This window comes from Microbacterium sp. 2FI, from assembly GCF_005502885.1.
Lineage (GTDB): Bacteria > Actinomycetota > Actinomycetes > Actinomycetales > Microbacteriaceae > Microbacterium.
The window spans coordinates 1-15596 of record NZ_SCMR01000018.1 but is presented as its reverse complement, the minus strand read 5'-3'; the positions used below and the strand labels follow the sequence as shown (position 1 = coordinate 15596).

The 15596-nt window shown below is 67.0% G+C and carries 25 protein-coding genes; all 25 read left to right on the top strand.

Going from position 1 to position 15596, the window contains the following annotated elements:
• The first annotated feature begins 50 nt into the window (after window positions 1-50).
• The 25 genes from FFS15_RS13940 (at window position 51) to FFS15_RS13820 (ending at window position 15571) form a co-directional block, all read left to right on the top strand.
• Window positions 51-1736 (top strand): hypothetical protein, encoded by a 1686-nt coding sequence (locus FFS15_RS13940; protein WP_137845651.1) that lies wholly within the window; start codon window positions 51-53, stop codon window positions 1734-1736.
• Between the two features lie 492 nt (window positions 1737-2228).
• Window positions 2229-2537 carry a 30S ribosomal protein S10 gene (gene rpsJ / locus FFS15_RS13935; RefSeq protein ID WP_013584016.1) on the top strand — a complete coding sequence of 103 codons (309 nt, stop codon included), beginning with the start codon at window positions 2229-2231 and terminating at the stop codon, window positions 2535-2537.
• 7 nt (window positions 2538-2544) lie between these two features.
• A complete protein-coding gene (rplC, locus tag FFS15_RS13930) occupies window positions 2545-3204 on the top strand; it encodes a 50S ribosomal protein L3 (protein ID WP_137845650.1) in 660 nt (219 codons plus the stop codon).
• Window positions 3205-3208: 4 nt separating this feature from the next.
• Entirely contained in the window at window positions 3209-3871 is a 663-nt protein-coding gene (rplD, locus tag FFS15_RS13925; protein ID WP_137845649.1) for a 50S ribosomal protein L4, read from the top strand.
• On the top strand, window positions 3868-4167 hold the full coding sequence (rplW, locus tag FFS15_RS13920) for a 50S ribosomal protein L23 (protein WP_137845648.1): 300 nt from the start codon (window positions 3868-3870) through the stop codon (window positions 4165-4167). The genes rplD and rplW overlap by 4 nt, the downstream gene beginning before the upstream one ends.
• Window positions 4168-4193: 26 nt before the next feature.
• On the top strand, window positions 4194-5033 hold the full coding sequence (gene rplB, locus FFS15_RS13915; protein ID WP_137845647.1) for a 50S ribosomal protein L2: 840 nt from the start codon (window positions 4194-4196) through the stop codon (window positions 5031-5033).
• 12 nt (window positions 5034-5045) lie between these two features.
• Window positions 5046-5327 (top strand): 30S ribosomal protein S19, encoded by a 282-nt coding sequence (rpsS, locus tag FFS15_RS13910; protein ID WP_120229702.1) that lies wholly within the window; start codon window positions 5046-5048, stop codon window positions 5325-5327.
• Between the two features lie 25 nt (window positions 5328-5352).
• The gene (gene rplV / locus FFS15_RS13905) at window positions 5353-5751 is read left to right on the top strand and encodes a 50S ribosomal protein L22 (protein ID WP_137845646.1); all 399 of its coding nucleotides are present in this window, start codon (window positions 5353-5355) and stop codon (window positions 5749-5751) included.
• Window positions 5751-6512, top strand: coding sequence for a 30S ribosomal protein S3 (gene rpsC, locus FFS15_RS13900; RefSeq protein WP_137845645.1), 762 nt, complete (start codon window positions 5751-5753; stop codon window positions 6510-6512). The genes rplV and rpsC overlap by 1 nt, the downstream gene beginning before the upstream one ends.
• Window positions 6512-6931, top strand: coding sequence for a 50S ribosomal protein L16 (rplP, locus tag FFS15_RS13895; RefSeq protein ID WP_018171451.1), 420 nt, complete (start codon window positions 6512-6514; stop codon window positions 6929-6931). Before rpsC ends, rplP begins: the two co-directional genes overlap by 1 nt.
• On the top strand, window positions 6931-7245 hold the full coding sequence (gene rpmC, locus FFS15_RS18965; RefSeq protein ID WP_137845644.1) for a 50S ribosomal protein L29: 315 nt from the start codon (window positions 6931-6933) through the stop codon (window positions 7243-7245). Before rplP ends, rpmC begins: the two co-directional genes overlap by 1 nt.
• Window positions 7245-7613, top strand: coding sequence for a 30S ribosomal protein S17 (rpsQ, locus tag FFS15_RS18960; RefSeq protein ID WP_137845643.1), 369 nt, complete (start codon window positions 7245-7247; stop codon window positions 7611-7613). The genes rpmC and rpsQ overlap by 1 nt, the downstream gene beginning before the upstream one ends.
• A complete protein-coding gene (gene rplN / locus FFS15_RS13880; RefSeq protein ID WP_137845642.1) occupies window positions 7610-7978 on the top strand; it encodes a 50S ribosomal protein L14 in 369 nt (122 codons plus the stop codon). The genes rpsQ and rplN overlap by 4 nt, the downstream gene beginning before the upstream one ends.
• 4 nt (window positions 7979-7982) lie before the next feature.
• Window positions 7983-8342 (top strand): 50S ribosomal protein L24, encoded by a 360-nt coding sequence (gene rplX, locus FFS15_RS13875; RefSeq protein WP_137845641.1) that lies wholly within the window; start codon window positions 7983-7985, stop codon window positions 8340-8342.
• Window positions 8342-8932 (top strand): 50S ribosomal protein L5, encoded by a 591-nt coding sequence (rplE, locus tag FFS15_RS13870; protein ID WP_137845640.1) that lies wholly within the window; start codon window positions 8342-8344, stop codon window positions 8930-8932. Before rplX ends, rplE begins: the two co-directional genes overlap by 1 nt.
• Before the next feature lie 117 nt (window positions 8933-9049).
• On the top strand, window positions 9050-9448 hold the full coding sequence (rpsH, locus tag FFS15_RS13865) for a 30S ribosomal protein S8 (protein ID WP_137845639.1): 399 nt from the start codon (window positions 9050-9052) through the stop codon (window positions 9446-9448).
• 6 nt (window positions 9449-9454) lie between these two features.
• Window positions 9455-9991, top strand: a complete 537-nt coding sequence (gene rplF, locus FFS15_RS13860; RefSeq protein ID WP_137845638.1) for a 50S ribosomal protein L6 — start codon at window positions 9455-9457, stop codon at window positions 9989-9991.
• A gap of 2 nt (window positions 9992-9993) precedes the next feature.
• Complete coding sequence (gene rplR / locus FFS15_RS13855; RefSeq protein ID WP_137845637.1) at window positions 9994-10353, top strand: 50S ribosomal protein L18; 360 nt, start codon at window positions 9994-9996, stop codon at window positions 10351-10353.
• A 23-nt stretch (window positions 10354-10376) separates the two neighbouring features.
• A complete protein-coding gene (gene rpsE, locus FFS15_RS13850; protein ID WP_283205756.1) occupies window positions 10377-11042 on the top strand; it encodes a 30S ribosomal protein S5 in 666 nt (221 codons plus the stop codon).
• Window positions 11042-11227, top strand: a complete 186-nt coding sequence (gene rpmD / locus FFS15_RS13845) for a 50S ribosomal protein L30 (protein ID WP_023954062.1) — start codon at window positions 11042-11044, stop codon at window positions 11225-11227. Before rpsE ends, rpmD begins: the two co-directional genes overlap by 1 nt.
• Complete coding sequence (gene rplO / locus FFS15_RS18765; RefSeq protein WP_137845636.1) at window positions 11227-11946, top strand: 50S ribosomal protein L15; 720 nt, start codon at window positions 11227-11229, stop codon at window positions 11944-11946. The genes rpmD and rplO overlap by 1 nt, the downstream gene beginning before the upstream one ends.
• A 101-nt stretch (window positions 11947-12047) precedes the next feature.
• The gene (secY, locus tag FFS15_RS13835; RefSeq protein WP_137845635.1) at window positions 12048-13373 is read left to right on the top strand and encodes a preprotein translocase subunit SecY; all 1326 of its coding nucleotides are present in this window, start codon (window positions 12048-12050) and stop codon (window positions 13371-13373) included.
• Window positions 13370-13984 carry an adenylate kinase gene (locus FFS15_RS13830; RefSeq protein ID WP_137845634.1) on the top strand — a complete coding sequence of 205 codons (615 nt, stop codon included), beginning with the start codon at window positions 13370-13372 and terminating at the stop codon, window positions 13982-13984. Before secY ends, FFS15_RS13830 begins: the two co-directional genes overlap by 4 nt.
• Window positions 13985-13988: 4 nt before the next feature.
• Entirely contained in the window at window positions 13989-14828 is an 840-nt protein-coding gene (gene map, locus FFS15_RS13825) for a type I methionyl aminopeptidase (protein WP_137845633.1), read from the top strand.
• Window positions 14829-14881: 53 nt separating this feature from the next.
• Window positions 14882-15571, top strand: coding sequence for a thioredoxin domain-containing protein (locus tag FFS15_RS13820; RefSeq protein WP_137845632.1), 690 nt, complete (start codon window positions 14882-14884; stop codon window positions 15569-15571).
• The last annotated feature ends 25 nt before the right edge of the window (window positions 15572-15596 follow it).

The following is a 15596-nucleotide window of genomic DNA, read 5'->3' as shown; positions in this document are numbered from 1 at the left end:
CGACGCCATCACCGGTGCGCCCGCGCACCACCTCTTGGGGAAGGATGAGCGTGAATTCGTTGCGCATGAAGAAGACCTGGAGAGCACTGGCAGGTGCGGCTCTGGCCGCGTCGCTGGTCGTCGCTCCGCTTGTGGCCACCTCCGCAGCCGCGGTCGATATCGTCGGCATTGCAGGACAGCTGGAGGATGCGACGCCGGAGGCGAACGGCGAGAAGTATTGGCAGGACCGCTACGCGGAGTTCGACGCGGAATGCTACTCGCACAATGGTGACTCGGAGCACGGCAAGATCACCGACGGCGGCTACACGGTCACGCTGAACGCCTTCGACGACGCGTGGCACGGGAACGGCTGGGTCGTGCTCGTCGTCAAGGGCGGCACCTCGAACTACGTGACCGAGCAGCCCGTCGCCGGTGTCGCGTATGCGTCCCCCCTCAACAACGGCGGGCAGCAGGCGAAGGTGTCGCACTGGATCGTCTGCAAGGGCGAACTGCCCGAGGTGCCCGAAGAGCCCGAGGTGGTCACCCCCACGCTCGACTTCACCGTGCCCGACTGCGACGCGCCCGGAACGCTCACCCAGAGCGAGAACGCCCGGTGGACCTCGAAGCTCAACGACGACGGCACCACCACGTGGACGGCGTCTCCCCTCGACGGCCGGCCCTTCGCGAAGGACGTGCGGACCGAGTGGACCATTCCCGACCTGAGCCAGCTCGCCGCGGACCTGGAGCGGTGCCGACCTGACCAGCCCCCCGCAGCGGAGACCGCGATCGTCTCGTACGACTATGACTGCGGCAGCGCCTCGGTGATCACGACGACGGTGACGACGACGACCCCGTATGTGTGGCAGGACAAGTCGTGGATGCCGGGCGAGTCGTCCGATGTCACGACGACGGCCACGCGCGACATGACGCCTGAAGAGACGATGGACTGCCCGCTGCCGGACACCAAGGTCGAGTACGACGCGTGGGAAGACGGCGAGTGGGACTGCGGCGCGACCGAGGTGACCCAGACCCGTGAGGTCGTCACGACCGTCTTCGACTACGACCAGGCCGGAACCCCGACCCCGTCGTCTTCGTCCACCTTCGAGACGCGCACGCGCGCGCTGACGCAGTCCGAGATCGGGGAGTGCCCGCTGCTCCCCGGCGAGATCGTGTCGTCCTGTGTGAGCGACGTTCCGTACCTCGCCTACGGCGTGACACTGCCCGAGGGCTACACGCCGTCGAGCACCACTCCCGTCACGATCACGTTCGTCAACCCGGACGGCGAAGACTACGTCGTCGCCGGCCAGCCCCTGTCGGGCACGCTTCTCTGGCCCGGCGCTTCGGCGACCGCGCCGAAGATGTGGCCGGGCTGGGCGCTCGAGGACGGCGAGTACGTCGAGACCGAAGGCAACTTCGCGTGGACCCGTGCCGGCGTCACCGTTCGCTTCGACGTGAACCCGACCTACGAGACCGTGGTCGAGTACCCCGAGGCGACGGCGCTCTGCGCCAACCCGCCCATCGGCGGCCCGGGCGACGAGGAACCTGGCTCCGAGGAACCGGGCTCTGAGATCCCGGGCTCCGAGGACTCGGGCACCGAGGACCCGGCCACCGACACCGCGAACGACCACGCACCCGCCCTGGCGGTCACCGGTGGGGGCGTGAGCCCGCTCATCCCGGTGATCGGTGGAGCCGCGCTCCTCATGGGTCTGGCCGCGCTGGCGATCGTGGCGTACCGACGACGTCAGGATGCCGCATAACCCGGCCACTCCGATGACAGCGAAGGCGGTCGTGCGCACGCGCACGACCGCCTTCGGCGTCTGCGCAGCATCCCTCCCGCTGTGAAGCGGCCGAGGATACCCGGCGCGCGACACGCCCGAGTTTGCGACACGCCCGGGCGGCACGTAGACTAGTGAGGTTCCACATTCCGGCGCCCCTTTTGGCGTGCACCGGATCACTGCCAGGGCAGTGCATAGGCGGCGCCGGTTACCGGTGCAGGGTCCTAGGCCGCGGGCAGCAGAACCACACATCTCAAACCCCCTCCAAATCGGGAGCTCTGCTCCTGTGCGCGAGCGGGTGGACGGATGCCGGGGACAGCGTTTCGGCGCGGAATCCGGATTGACATCAGAACAGCGGTGCAGCAACGCACTGCGCAGCAGTGCAGAAGTGCCATGGCGCGAGAGCGCCACCGTGCGTCCAATGCCCTCGAGGAGCTCGAGACGGTATGACGCGAGAAAGAGAGTGAGCAGACAATGGCGGGACAGAAGATCCGCATTCGCCTGAAGTCGTACGATCACGCCGGCCTCGACTCGTCGGCCCGCAAGATCGTCGACACCGTGACCCGTGCTGGCGCGACCGTCGTGGGCCCCGTGCCCCTTCCGACCGAGAAGAACGTCGTGTGCGTCATCCGGTCGCCCCACAAGTACAAGGACAGCCGCGAGCACTTCGAGATGCGCACCCACAAGCGCCTCATCGACATCATCGACCCGACGCCCAAGGCCGTCGACTCGCTGATGCGTCTCGACCTCCCGGCCGACGTCAACATCGAGATCAAGCTCTGAGGTCGACATGGCTGATATCAACAACAAGGTTTCCAAGGGCCTGCTGGGCACGAAGCTCGGCATGACCCAGGTCTGGGACGAGAACGGCAAGCTCGTTCCCGTCACCGTCATCGAGGTCGCGCCGAACGTGGTCACCCAGGTTCGCACCCCCGAGAAGGACGGCTACAAGGCCGTCCAGATCGCCTACGGCCAGATCGACCCCCGCAAGGTCAACAAGCCCCAGACGGCCCACTTCGAGGCCGCCGGCGTGACCCCGCGTCGTCACCTCACCGAGATCCGCACGGCCGATGCTGCTGACTACGCACTCGGTCAGGAGCTCACGGTGGACGCCACGTTCGAGGCCGGCCAGCTGGTCGACGTCGTCGGCACCAGCAAGGGCAAGGGCTTCGCCGGTGTCATGAAGCGTCACAACTTCAAGGGTGTCTCCGCTTCGCACGGTGCGCACCGCAACCACCGCAAGCCCGGCTCGATCGGCGCATCGTCGACCCCGAGCCGCGTCTTCAAGGGCATGCGCATGGCCGGCCGTATGGGTGGCGAGCGCGTGACCGTCCTCAACCTCAAGGTGCACGCCGTCGACGCCGAGAAGGGTCTGCTGCTCGTCAAGGGCGCCGTCCCCGGTGCTCGTGGCCGCATCGTCTACGTCCGCAACGCAGTGAAGGGGGCCTGAGCACATGGCTGACTCGACTCTCGCGCTCGACGTCCTCAAGGCCGACGGCAAGAAGGCAGGCTCTGTCGAGCTGCCCGCCGCGATCTTCGACGTCAAGACGAACATCCCGCTCATCCACCAGGTCGTCGTCGCGCAGCGCGCGGCGGCTCGCCAGGGAACGCACTCGACCAAGCGTCGCGGTGAGGTCTCCGGCGCCGGCCGCAAGCCCTTCAAGCAGAAGGGCACCGGTAACGCCCGTCAGGGCTCGATCCGCGCGCCGCACATGACCGGCGGTGGCATCGTCCACGGTCCGAAGCCGCGCGACTACTCGCAGCGCACCCCCAAGAAGATGATCGCGGCGGCCCTCCTGGGCTCGCTCAGCGACCGTGCTCGTGGTGGCCGTCTGCACATCGTCGACTCGTTCGGCATCGAGGGTGCTCCGTCGACGAAGGCAGCCTCGGCCGTCCTCGCCGCGCTCGCCCCGACCAAGAACGTGCTGGTCGTCATCACGCGTGACGACGAGATCAGCATCCTGAGCGTGCGCAACCTCGCGTACGTCCACGTGCTGTACTCCGACCAGCTCAACGCCTACGACGTGCTCGTCTCGGACGACATCGTCTTCACCAAGGCCGCCTACGACGCGTTCGTCTCGTCGAAGGCCGGCGCCACCGAGGAGGTCTCGGCATGACCGCCGTCAACAAGGACCCGCGCGACATCATCCTGAAGCCGGTCGTCTCCGAGAAGAGCTACGGGCTCATCGACGAGGGCAAGTACACGTTCCTCGTGGACCCGCGCGCGTCGAAGACCGAGATCAAGCTCGCCATCGAGAAGATCTTCGGCGTCAAGGTTGCAGCGGTCAACACGCTCAACCGCCCGGGCAAGGCCCGCCGCACCCGCTTCGGCACCGGCAAGCGCAAGGACACCAAGCGCGCCATCGTCACGCTGAAGTCGGGCACCATCGACATCTTCACGGCAGTCGGCTGACGGTCGGGACAGAGGACTAGAACAACATGGCTATTCGCAAGTACAAGCCCACGACCCCGGGTCGCCGCGGCTCGTCGGTGGCCGACTTCGCCGAGATCACCCGATCGACGCCCGAGAAGTCGCTCCTCCGCCCGCTCAGCAAAACCGGTGGTCGCAACAACCAGGGCCGCATCACCACCCGCCACATCGGCGGTGGCCACAAGCGTCAGTACCGCGTCATCGACTTCCGTCGCAATGACAAGGACGGCGTCAACGCCAAGGTCGCTCACATCGAGTACGACCCCAACCGCACCGCGCGCATCGCGCTCCTGCACTACTTCGACGGCGAAAAGCGCTACATCATCGCGCCGAACAAGCTGTCGCAGGGCGACATCGTCGAGTCGGGTCCGAGCGCTGACATCAAGCCGGGCAACAACCTGCCGCTGCGCAACATCCCCACCGGTACCGTGATTCACGCGATCGAGCTCCGCCCCGGCGGCGGCGCGAAGCTGGCTCGTTCGGCCGGCGTGTCGGTTCGCCTCGTGGCGAAGGACGGCCCCTACGCCCAGCTGCGTCTCCCCTCGGGCGAGATCCGCAACGTCGACGCGCGCTGCCGCGCCACCATCGGCGAGGTCGGCAACGCCGAGCAGTCCAACATCAACTGGGGCAAGGCCGGTCGCAACCGCTGGAAGGGCATCCGCCCGACCGTCCGCGGTGTCGCGATGAACCCCGTCGACCACCCGCACGGTGGTGGCGAGGGCAAGACCTCCGGTGGTCGTCACCCTGTTTCGCCGTGGGGCCAGTCCGAAGGACGCACCCGTCACGCGAACAAGGAAAGCGACAAGTACATCGTTCGCCGTCGCAACGCCGGCAAGAAGCGCAAGTAGGAGTAGAAGAAGATGCCACGGAGTCTCAAGAAGGGCCCCTTCGTCGACGAGCACCTGCTTCGCAAGGTCGTCGTCCAGAACGAAGCGGGCACGAAGAACGTCATCAAGACCTGGTCGCGCCGTTCGATGATCATCCCCGCCATGCTGGGACACACCATCGCCGTGCACGACGGTCGCAAGCACATCCCTGTGTTCGTGACCGAGACCATGGTCGGCCACAAGCTGGGCGAGTTCGCGCCCACCCGCACCTTCCGCGGCCACGAGAAGGACGACAAGAAGGGCCGTCGCCGCTGACGCGGGGACGCAAGAGGAGAGAGAAATGGTGGAGTCCATCGCACGTGTGCGACACATCCGCGTGACCCCTCAGAAGGCTCGTCGTGTCGTGGCCCTCATCAAGGGCAAGCAGGCTGAGGAGGCCCTGGCCATCCTCAAGTTCGCGCCGCAGAGCGCGAGCGAGCCGATCTACAAGCTCGTCGCCGCCGGAATCGCGAATGCTCGCGTGAAGGCTGACAAGGACGGCGAGTTCCTGGACGAGCAGGACCTGTACGTGGCCAACGCGTACGTGGACGAGGGGACGACGCTCAAGCGTTTCCAGCCCCGCGCCCAGGGCCGCGCGTTCCAGATCAAGAAGCGCACCAGCCACATCACCGTCGTGCTCTCGACCCCCGCGGTCGACGAGAAGGCGCCGGCTGCCAAGACCAAGAAGGCGAGCAAGTAATGGGCCAGAAGGTAAACCCGTACGGCTTCCGCCTCGGCATCACCACCGACCACGTGTCGCGCTGGTTCTCGGACTCGACGAAGCCCGGACAGCGTTACGCGGACTACGTGGCCGAGGACATCAAGATCCGTCGCCTGCTGACCACGTCGCTCGACCGCGCCGGTGTCAGCAACATCGAGATCGAGCGCACGCGTGACCGCGTCCGCGTCGACATCCACACCGCCCGCCCGGGCATCGTGATCGGCCGCCGCGGCGCCGAGGCCGAGCGCATCCGCGCCGACCTCGAGAAGCTCACCGGCAAGCAGATCCAGCTGAACATCCTCGAGGTCAAGAACCCCGAGGCTGACGCTCAGCTGGTCGCGCAGGGCATCGCCGAGCAGCTCTCCGCACGTGTGGCCTTCCGCCGCGCGATGCGCAAGGGTCTGCAGGGCGCCCAGCGTGCCGGTGCCAAGGGCATCCGCATCCAGGTCTCCGGCCGCCTCGGCGGCGCCGAGATGAGCCGCTCGGAGTTCTACCGCGAAGGCCGTGTGCCCCTGCACACGCTCCGCGCGAACATCGACTACGGCTTCTACGAGGCGAAGACCACCTTCGGCCGCATCGGCGTGAAGGTCTGGATCTACAAGGGCGACCTCACCAACAAGGAGCTGGCTCGCGAGCAGGCGAACGCACCGAAGGCACCCCGTGGTCGTGACGACCGTGGTGGCGACCGTCGCCGTGCGCCCCGCAACGACGCCCCCGTCGCAGAAGGAGCGTCTGCCTGATGCTTATTCCCCGCAAGGTCAAGTACCGCAAGCAGCACCACCCGGGTCGCTCGGGCCAGGCCACCGGCGGCACCAAGGTGTCGTTCGGCGAGTTCGGCATCCAGGCCCTGACGCCCGCTTACGTGACGAACCGTCAGATCGAGTCCGCTCGTATCGCGATGACCCGTCACATCAAGCGTGGCGGCAAGGTGTGGATCAACATCTACCCCGACCGTCCGCTCACCAAGAAGCCGGCCGAAACCCGCATGGGTTCCGGTAAGGGTTCGCCGGAGTGGTGGGTCGCGAACGTCAAGCCGGGTCGCGTCCTCTTCGAGGTCGCCGGCGTCAACGAGGAACTCGCTCGCGAGGCCCTGACCCGTGCAATCCACAAGCTGCCCCTGAAGGCACGCATCATCAAGCGCGAGGAGGGCGACGCATAATGGCGATCGGTACCAAGCAGCTCGCCCCGAGCGAGCTCGACACGTTCGAAGACCAGCGCCTCGTCGAGGAGCTGCGCAAGGCCAAGGAAGAGCTGTTCAACCTGCGCTTCCAGTCGGCCACCGGCCAGCTCGAGAGCCACGGCCGCATCCGTGCGGTCAAGCGCGACATCGCGCGGCTCTACACCGTGATCCGTGAGCGCGAGCTCGGCATCCGTGCCACTCCCGCGCCGCTGGAGACCGCGACGAAGGCGAAGAAGACGAAGGCCAAGAAGGCGGATGCCGCTGACGAGGCCACGAAGGAAGAGGCCGAGTGATGGCTGAGACCACCGAGAAGAAGGCTCCTGCGAAGAAGGCCGCGGCCCCCAAGGCCGAGGTCGTCGAGCAGGCTGCCGGCCACGAGTCGTCTGCGCACGATGTGCGCGACGCCGACGCCCGTGGCTACCGCAAGTCGCGTCGCGGCTACGTCGTGAGCGACAAGATGGACAAGACGATCGTCGTTGAGGTCGAGGACCGCGTCAAGCACCCCCTCTACGGCAAGGTCATCCGTCGGACCTCCAAGGTCAAGGCGCACGATGAGGGCAACACCGCCGGCATCGGCGATCTCGTCCTGATCAACGAGACCCGCCCGCTCAGCGCCACCAAGCGCTGGCGTCTGGTGGAGATTCTGGAGAAGGCCAAGTGATTCAGCAGGAATCCCGCATCAAGGTCGCCGACAACACCGGCGCCAAGGAGCTGCTCACCATCCGTGTGCTCGGCGGCTCGCACCGCCGGTACGCGGGCCTCGGCGACATCATCGTGGCGACCGTCAAGGACGCGATCCCCGGTGGCAACGTCAAGAAGGGCGATGTCGTCAAGGCGGTCGTCGTCCGCACCGTCAAGTCGACCCGCCGTCCCGACGGCTCGTACATCAAGTTCGACGAGAACGCCGCCGTCATCCTGAAGAACGACGGGGAGCCCCGCGGCACCCGCATCTTCGGACCGGTCGGTCGTGAGCTTCGCGACAAGAAGTTCATGAAGATCGTCTCGCTCGCACCGGAGGTGATCTGACCTCATGGCCAAGATCAAGAAGGGTGACCTCGTTCAGGTCATCACGGGCGCCAAGCCCGAGCGCGGCGGCGACCGCGGTAAGCAGGGCAAGGTCCTCGAGGTCCTCGTCGAGCAGAACCGCATCATCGTCGAAGGCGTGAACTACGTCACGAAGCACAACCGCGTCGGCCAGACCCAGCGCGGCACCAAGACCGGTGGCATCGAGACGTTCGAAGCCTCCATCCACATTTCCAACGTCGCCCTCGTCGACCCCTCGACCAAGAAGCCGACCCGTGTCGGCCGCCGGGTCGAGGAGCAGACGAAGGACGGCGTGAAGCGCACCGTCCGCGTGCGCTACGCGAAGAAGTCAGGTAAGGACCTCTGATGAGCACCGCCACTGCCGCGGAGACTGGCAAGATCCAGCCCCGCCTGAAGCAGAAGTATCGGGCCGAGATCCAGCAGAAGCTGCAGGAAGAGTTCGGCTACGAGAATGTCATGCAGATCCCCGGCCTGGTCAAGGTCGTGGTGAACACCGGTGTCGGCGAGGCAGCTCGCGACAGCAAGGTGATCGATGGCGCGGTCGACGACCTCACCAAGATCACCGGTCAGAAGCCGGTCGTCACGAAGGCTCGGAAGTCCATCGCGCAGTTCAAGCTGCGTGAGGGCCAGGCCATCGGCGCGCACGTCACCCTCCGTGGCGACCGCGCGTGGGAGTTCGTGGACCGTCTCGTGAACCTCGCGCTGCCCCGCATCCGCGACTTCCGCGGTCTGTCGCCGAAGCAGTTCGACGGCAACGGCAACTACACGTTCGGTCTCCAGGAGCAGTCCGTGTTCCACGAGATCGATCAGGACAAGATCGACCGCGTCCGCGGGTTCGACATCACGGTCGTGACGTCGGCGAAGACGGATGCCGAAGGCCGCGCGCTTCTGCGCCACCTCGGCTTCCCGTTCCGCGGCGAGGACGCTCAGGCGTGAGGCGTTGCCCCGGCTTCGCGCCGGGGCATCTCTCCTCCCACAACTGAACACCGCTCTCATAGAAGGTCGCCTGTCGTGTAACGGCAGTCGAAACCGAATGAACAAAGGAAACAACACATGACGATGACAGACCCGGTCGCAGATATGCTGACCCGTCTGCGCAACGCGAACTCGGCACACCACGACTCCGTGTCGCTGCCGAGCTCCAAGCTCAAGACCCACATCGCCGAGATCCTCCAGCAGGAGGGCTACATCGCCGCATGGGAGGTCAGCGACGCCCGCGTCGGCCAGACCCTCACGCTGACGCTGAAGTACGGCCCGAACCGCGAGCGGTCGATCGCCGGCATCAAGCGCGTGTCCAAGCCCGGCCTCCGCGTCTACGCGAAGTCGACCGAGATCCCCACCGTCCTCGGTGGCCTCGGCGTTGCCATCCTGTCCACCTCCTCCGGTCTTCTCACCGACCGCCAGGCTGAGCAGAAGGGCGTGGGTGGGGAAGTCCTCGCCTACGTGTGGTGATCTGACATGTCGCGAATCGGACGTCTCCCGATCGACATCCCCGCCGGCGTGACCATCACGGTCGACGGCCAGGATGTTGCGGTCAAGGGCCCCAAGGGCGAGCTCGCGCTCACCGTGGCACGCCCCATCGAGGTCAAGATCGAAGAGGGCCAGGTCGTCGTGACCCGTCCCGACGACGAGCGCTCCTCGCGCTCGCTCCACGGTCTCACCCGCACGCTCATCAACAACAACATCATCGGTGTCACCCAGGGCTACACCAAGGGCCTCGAGGTCGTCGGCACGGGTTACCGCGTCGCGCAGAAGGGCAGCGCGGTCGAGTTCGCACTCGGCTTCTCGCACCCCGTCCTCGTCGACCCGCCCGCCGGGATCACCTTCACAGTCGAGGGCAACAACAAGCTCACCGTGAGCGGCATCGACAAGCAGGCCGTCGGCGAGGCGGCTGCCAACATCCGCAAGATCCGCAAGCCCGAGCCGTACAAGGGCAAGGGTGTGCGCTACGCCGGCGAGGTCGTTCGGCGCAAGGCCGGAAAGGCTGGTAAGTAACCATGGCTGTGAAGTCGAAGACCGACGCCCGCGCGCGTCGTCACGCCCGCCTTCGCAAGAAGGTCGTCGGCACGCCCGAGCGTCCGCGCCTGGTCGTCTCGCGCTCGTCGCGTCACGTGTTCGTGCAGCTCGTCGACGACAGCAAGGGCCACACCGTGGCCTCGGCGTCGACGCTCGAGACCGACCTGCGCACCTCGGACGCGGACAAGACCGCCAAGGCCCGCAAGGTCGGCGAGCTTCTCGCCGAGCGTGCCAAGGCCGCCGGTGTCTCTGACGCCGTGTTCGACCGTGGTGGCAACCGCTACGCCGGCCGTGTCGCAGCGATCGCCGACGGCGCCCGCGAAGGGGGTCTGAACCTGTGAGCGAGACAGTGAACAACAACAACGTGGAGACCGAAGTGACCGAGCCGGCTGCTGCCGCCACGACCGAGGCGCCCGCCGAGCGCGAGCGCGAGCCGCGTCGCGGTGGCCGCGAGCGCAACCAGAACCAGCGTGACCGCGGTTCGCGTGATGCCGACAAGAGCCAGTTCCTGGAGCGCGTCGTCACCATCAACCGCGTCTCGAAGGTCGTCAAGGGTGGTCGCCGGTTCAGCTTCACCGCACTCGTGGTCGTCGGAGACGGCAACGGCGTGGTCGGTGTCGGCTACGGCAAGGCCCGTGAAGTGCCCCTCGCCATCTCGAAGGGTGTCGAAGAGGCCAAGCGCAACTTCTTCCGCGTTCCGCGCGCCGGCTCCACGATCCCGCACCCCGTGCAGGGTGAGGCGGCTGCCGGTGTGGTGCTCCTGCGTCCCGCAGGCGCCGGTACCGGTGTCATCGCCGGTGGTCCGGTTCGCGCCGTGCTCGAGTGCGCCGGCATCCACGATGTCCTGTCGAAGTCGCTCGGTTCGTCGAACACGATCAACATCGTCCACGCGACGGTGGCGGCCCTGAAGCAGCTCGAGGAGCCCCGTGCGGTCGCCGCACGTCGCGGTCTCGAGTTCGACCAGGTGGCGCCCGCCCGTCTCGTCCGTGCCGAGGCTGACGCCGCGGCCGCTGCGAAGGCAGGTGTCTGATGGCTGCGCGCCTGAAGGTTACCCAGGTCAAGTCCAAGGTGAGCGAGAAGCAGAACCAGCGTGACACGCTGCGTTCGCTCGGTCTGAAGCGGATCGGCGACTCGGTCGTCCGTCCGGACGACGCGCAGACGCGCGGTTACGTCAAGACCGTCGCGCACCTCGTGAAGGTTGAGGAGATCGACTGATGGCTGAGAAGGCCGAGAAGAACGAGGCCGTCGAGGCCGAGGCTAAGAAGGCGGTTGCCCCCAAGAAGGCATCCGACAACGCTGCCCCGGCTAAGAAGGCTGCGCCCAAGGCTGCCGCTGACAAGCCGGTTGCTGCGAAGAAGGCACCCGCGAAGGCTGCCGCAGCCAAGGCCGACAAGGCCGAGGTTGCGGAGAAGGCCGACAAGGCGCCCGCCAAGAAGGCCCCCGCCAAGAAGGCGGCCCCGAAGGCTGCTCCGAAGGCGGATGCCCCGGCATCGCGTCCCGGAGTGCTCAAGGTCCACCACCTGCGTCCGGTCCCGGGCTCGAACACCGCCAAGACCCGTGTGGGTCGTGGTGAGGGCTCGAAGGGCAAGACCGCCGGCCGTGGCACCAAGGGCCAGAAGGCCCGCTACCAGGTCAAGGCGGGCTTCGAGGGTGGGCAGATGCCGCTGCACATGCGCACCCCGAAGCTGCGCGGGTTCAAGAACCCGTTCCGCGTCGAGTACCAGGTCGTGAACCTGGACAAGCTCTCGGAGCTCTACCCCCAGGGCGGCGACGTCACCGTCGGCGACCTGGTCGCCAAGGGCGCCGTCCGCAAGAACGAGAAGGTCAAGGTGCTCGGCACCGGCGACATCTCGGTGAAGCTCACCGTTTCGGTCGACAAGGTCTCGGGTTCTGCCGAGCAGAAGATCGTCGCCGCGGGCGGAACCGTCAAGTAGTACCGCACAGTGGGGGCCGGAGCTTTGCTCCGGCCCCCACTGGGTTACCCTGGAGGTCGGTGTGCCGCGGGCACATCGGCATCCCTTCTGGAGGCATCCTCTTGTTCAGCGCCATCGCGCGGGTCTTCCGTACCCCCGACCTTCGTCGGAAGATCGCATTCACCCTGGGCATCATCGTGCTGTACCGCTTCGGCGCGCACGTTCCCACGCCGTTCGTCAACTTCCCGAACGTCCAGTCCTGTCTCGCCCAGAGCGGGTCCACTGACGGACTCCTCTCGCTGGTGAACCTGTTCTCCGGCGGTGCGCTGCTGCAGCTGTCGATCTTCGCGCTCGGCGTCATGCCGTACATCACCGCGACGATCATCGTGCAGCTGCTGCGTGTGGTCATCCCGCACTTCGAGACCCTCTACAAGGAGGGCCAGTCGGGTCAGGCGCGTCTGACGCAGTACACGCGTTACCTCACGATCGCGCTGGCGCTGCTGCAGTCGACCACGCTCGTGACGGTGGCCCGCAGCGGTCAGCTCTTCGGGATCACCGGTGTTCCCGAGTGCGAGCAGCTCCTGACCAACGACGTGTGGTGGGCGCAGCTCCTCATGATCATCACGATGACCGCCGGCACCGGCCTCATCATGTGGTTCGCCGAGCTCGTCACCGAGCGCGGCATCGGCAACGGCATGTCGCTGCTGATCTTCACCTCGATCGCGGCGACCTTCCCGGCCGCCCTCGGATCGATCTGGATCGCGCGCGGCTTCGAGGTCTTCCTCCTCGTCCTCGCCGTCGGCATCGTCGTCGTCGCCCTCGTGGTGTTCGTCGAACAGTCTCAGCGGCGCATCCCGGTGCAGTACGCCAAGCGCATGGTGGGCCGCCGCACGTACGGCGGAACGAACACCTACATCCCGATCAAGGTGAACATGGCCGGCGTCGTGCCCGTCATCTTCGCGTCGTCGCTGCTGTACATCCCCGCACTCATCGCGCAGTTCAACATGCAGCCGGCAGAAGACGGCAGCGTCGCGGGCTGGGTGGCATGGATCCAGCAGTACTTCACCAACGGCGATCACCCGATCTACATGCTGGTGTACTTCCTGCTCATCGTCGGGTTCACCTACTTCTACGTCGCGATCACGTTCAACCCGGTCGAGGTCGCCGACAACATGAAGAAGTACGGCGGGTTCATCCCCGGCATCCGTGCCGGTCGTCCCACCGCCGAGTACCTCGACTACGTGCTCACCCGCATCACGCTGCCGGGCTCGCTCTACCTCGGTCTCATCGCCCTCCTGCCGCTCATCGCGCTGGCGACGGTCGGTGCCAACCAGAACTTCCCGTTCGGCGGCGCATCGATCCTCATCATCGTCGGCGTCGGCCTCGAGACGGTGAAGCAGATCGACGCACAGCTGCAGCAGCGCCACTACGAGGGGCTTCTTCGATGACCCTGGGTCAGACCGATGGCGTGCGCCTTCTCATCGTGGGGCCCCAGGGCTCGGGCAAGGGCACTCAGGGCATCCGCATCGCCGAGGCGTTCGGCATCCCCGCCGTCTCGACGGGCGATGTCTTCCGCGCCGCCGTCGCCGCCGGATCCGACCTCGGCCAGCAGGTCAAGGCGATCATCGAGGCCGGTGACCTGGTGTCGGACGAGCTGACGAGCGCGGTCGTGCGGGATCGGCTGTCGCACGCCGACGCCGAGGGCGGATTCCTGCTCGACGGCTACCCGCGCAATGTCAGCCAGGTCATGCACCTCGACGAATTCCTCGAGGGGCGCGGTGAGGGCCTCGACGCCGTCATCGAGCTCAGCGTCCCCCGCGACGAGAGCATCGCGCGGATCTCGCTGCGTGCGCAGGAGCAGGGCCGCACCGACGACACCGAAGCGGTCATCGCCAACCGTCTCGCGATCTACGAGCGCGAGACGGCGCCGATCCTCGGCGTCTACCGCACCCGCGGCATCGTCGACGAGATCGACGGCGTGGGCTCGCTCGACGAGATCACCCACCGCATCATCGCGGCGCTCGAGGCGCGCGGGCTCTCCCGCTCTGCCGCGGCCTGATCCCGTGTCGCTGCGACGCTCGATCTACAAGTCGCCCGCCCAGCTGCGGGCGATGGTGGAGCCCGGGCTCATCACGGCGGCCGCGCTCGACGCGGTGCGGGGGCTCATCGCCCCGGGCGTGACGACGGCCGAGCTCGATGCCGCAGCATCCGCGGTCATCACCGGGCGCGGTGCGAAGTCGAACTTCCAGATGGTGCGCGGCTACCGCCACACGATCTGCACGTCGGTGAACGAGCAGGTCGTCCACGGCATCCCGGGCGACCGGGTGCTCGCGCCCGGTGACATCGTGTCGGTCGACGCCGGCGCCGAGTACCAGGGCTGGAACGGCGACTCCGCGTTCTCGCTCGTGCTGCCCGACCCGACGCGCCCCGATGTGGTGTCGGCGCGCCAGCGCTTGTCGGATGTGACCGAGGGGTCGCTGTGGGCGGGCATCGCCGCGCTCGCGACGGCCAAGCACCTCGGCGAGATCGGCACCGCGATCCAGGGCTACATCGAGGCCAATGCCGCCGAGCCCGGCTACGGAATCCTGCGCGAGTACGTCGGCCATGGCATCGGGCGCAAGATGCACGAGTCGCCGTCGGTGTTCAACTACCGCGTCTCGGATCCGGGACCGGAAGTCAAGCCCGGACTCGTGCTCGCCATCGAGCCGATGGTCGTCATCGGCGACCAGGAGACGTTCGTCGAGGAAGACGGCTGGACCGTCTCGACCCTCGACGGCACGGCGGGATCGCACTGGGAGCACAGCGTCGCGGTGCACCAGGACGGCATCTGGGTGCTGACGGCTGCCGATGGCGGAGCCGCCGGTCTCGCGCCGTTCGGCATCGCGCCGCGCCCGATCGCCTAGGCGCCGACAGGTTTCCGCACAGGTTTCGCAGGTTCGCAACAGGAGGAGCCGTCATGGCTGAGGGTGCACGCAAGGTCAACTGGTTCGCGATCTGGGTGAGCGTCGCGGTCGTCGTGGTGCTCGTCCTCGTCGCGGTGTTCGTGGTCTCACTGAACAACACCGGGTCGACCCCGGCGCCGTCCGAGACCCCCGAGGCGTCGAACATCGAGGCCGATACCGGCGCGATCATCGTCGGCGACGGCGAGGACCGACTCGACACGTTCATCGACTTCATGTGCCCGGTCTGCAACCAGTTCGAGCAGGTCTACGGCGAAGAGATCCAGGGCCTCGTCGACGACGGCGCCATCACCCACGGCATCCACCCGATCTCGATCCTCGATCGCTACTCCCAGGGCACCGAGTACTCGACGCGGGCAGCGAACGCGATGTACTGCGTCGCGGTGGCGGATGCCGACGCCGCGGTTCCCTTCATGAACGCCCTCTTCGCGAACCAGCCGGCCGAGGGCTCGACAGGCCTCACCGACGCGGAGCTTCTCGAGATCGCCGAGATCGCCGGGGTGACCGGGATCGATTCGTGCGTCAACGACGGCTACTACGCGGGCTACGTCGCCGAGATGACCGAGAACACGCCCGTGCAGCCGGGAGCCGGAGGCGTCGGCACGCCGACGATCGCGGTGAACGGCGAGGCGATCGCCAACCGTGACCTGCCGCAGGCCGGTCAGCTCGCGACGCTCTTCGAATAGGCCTCGCGCGCCCTCGCCCCTGCCC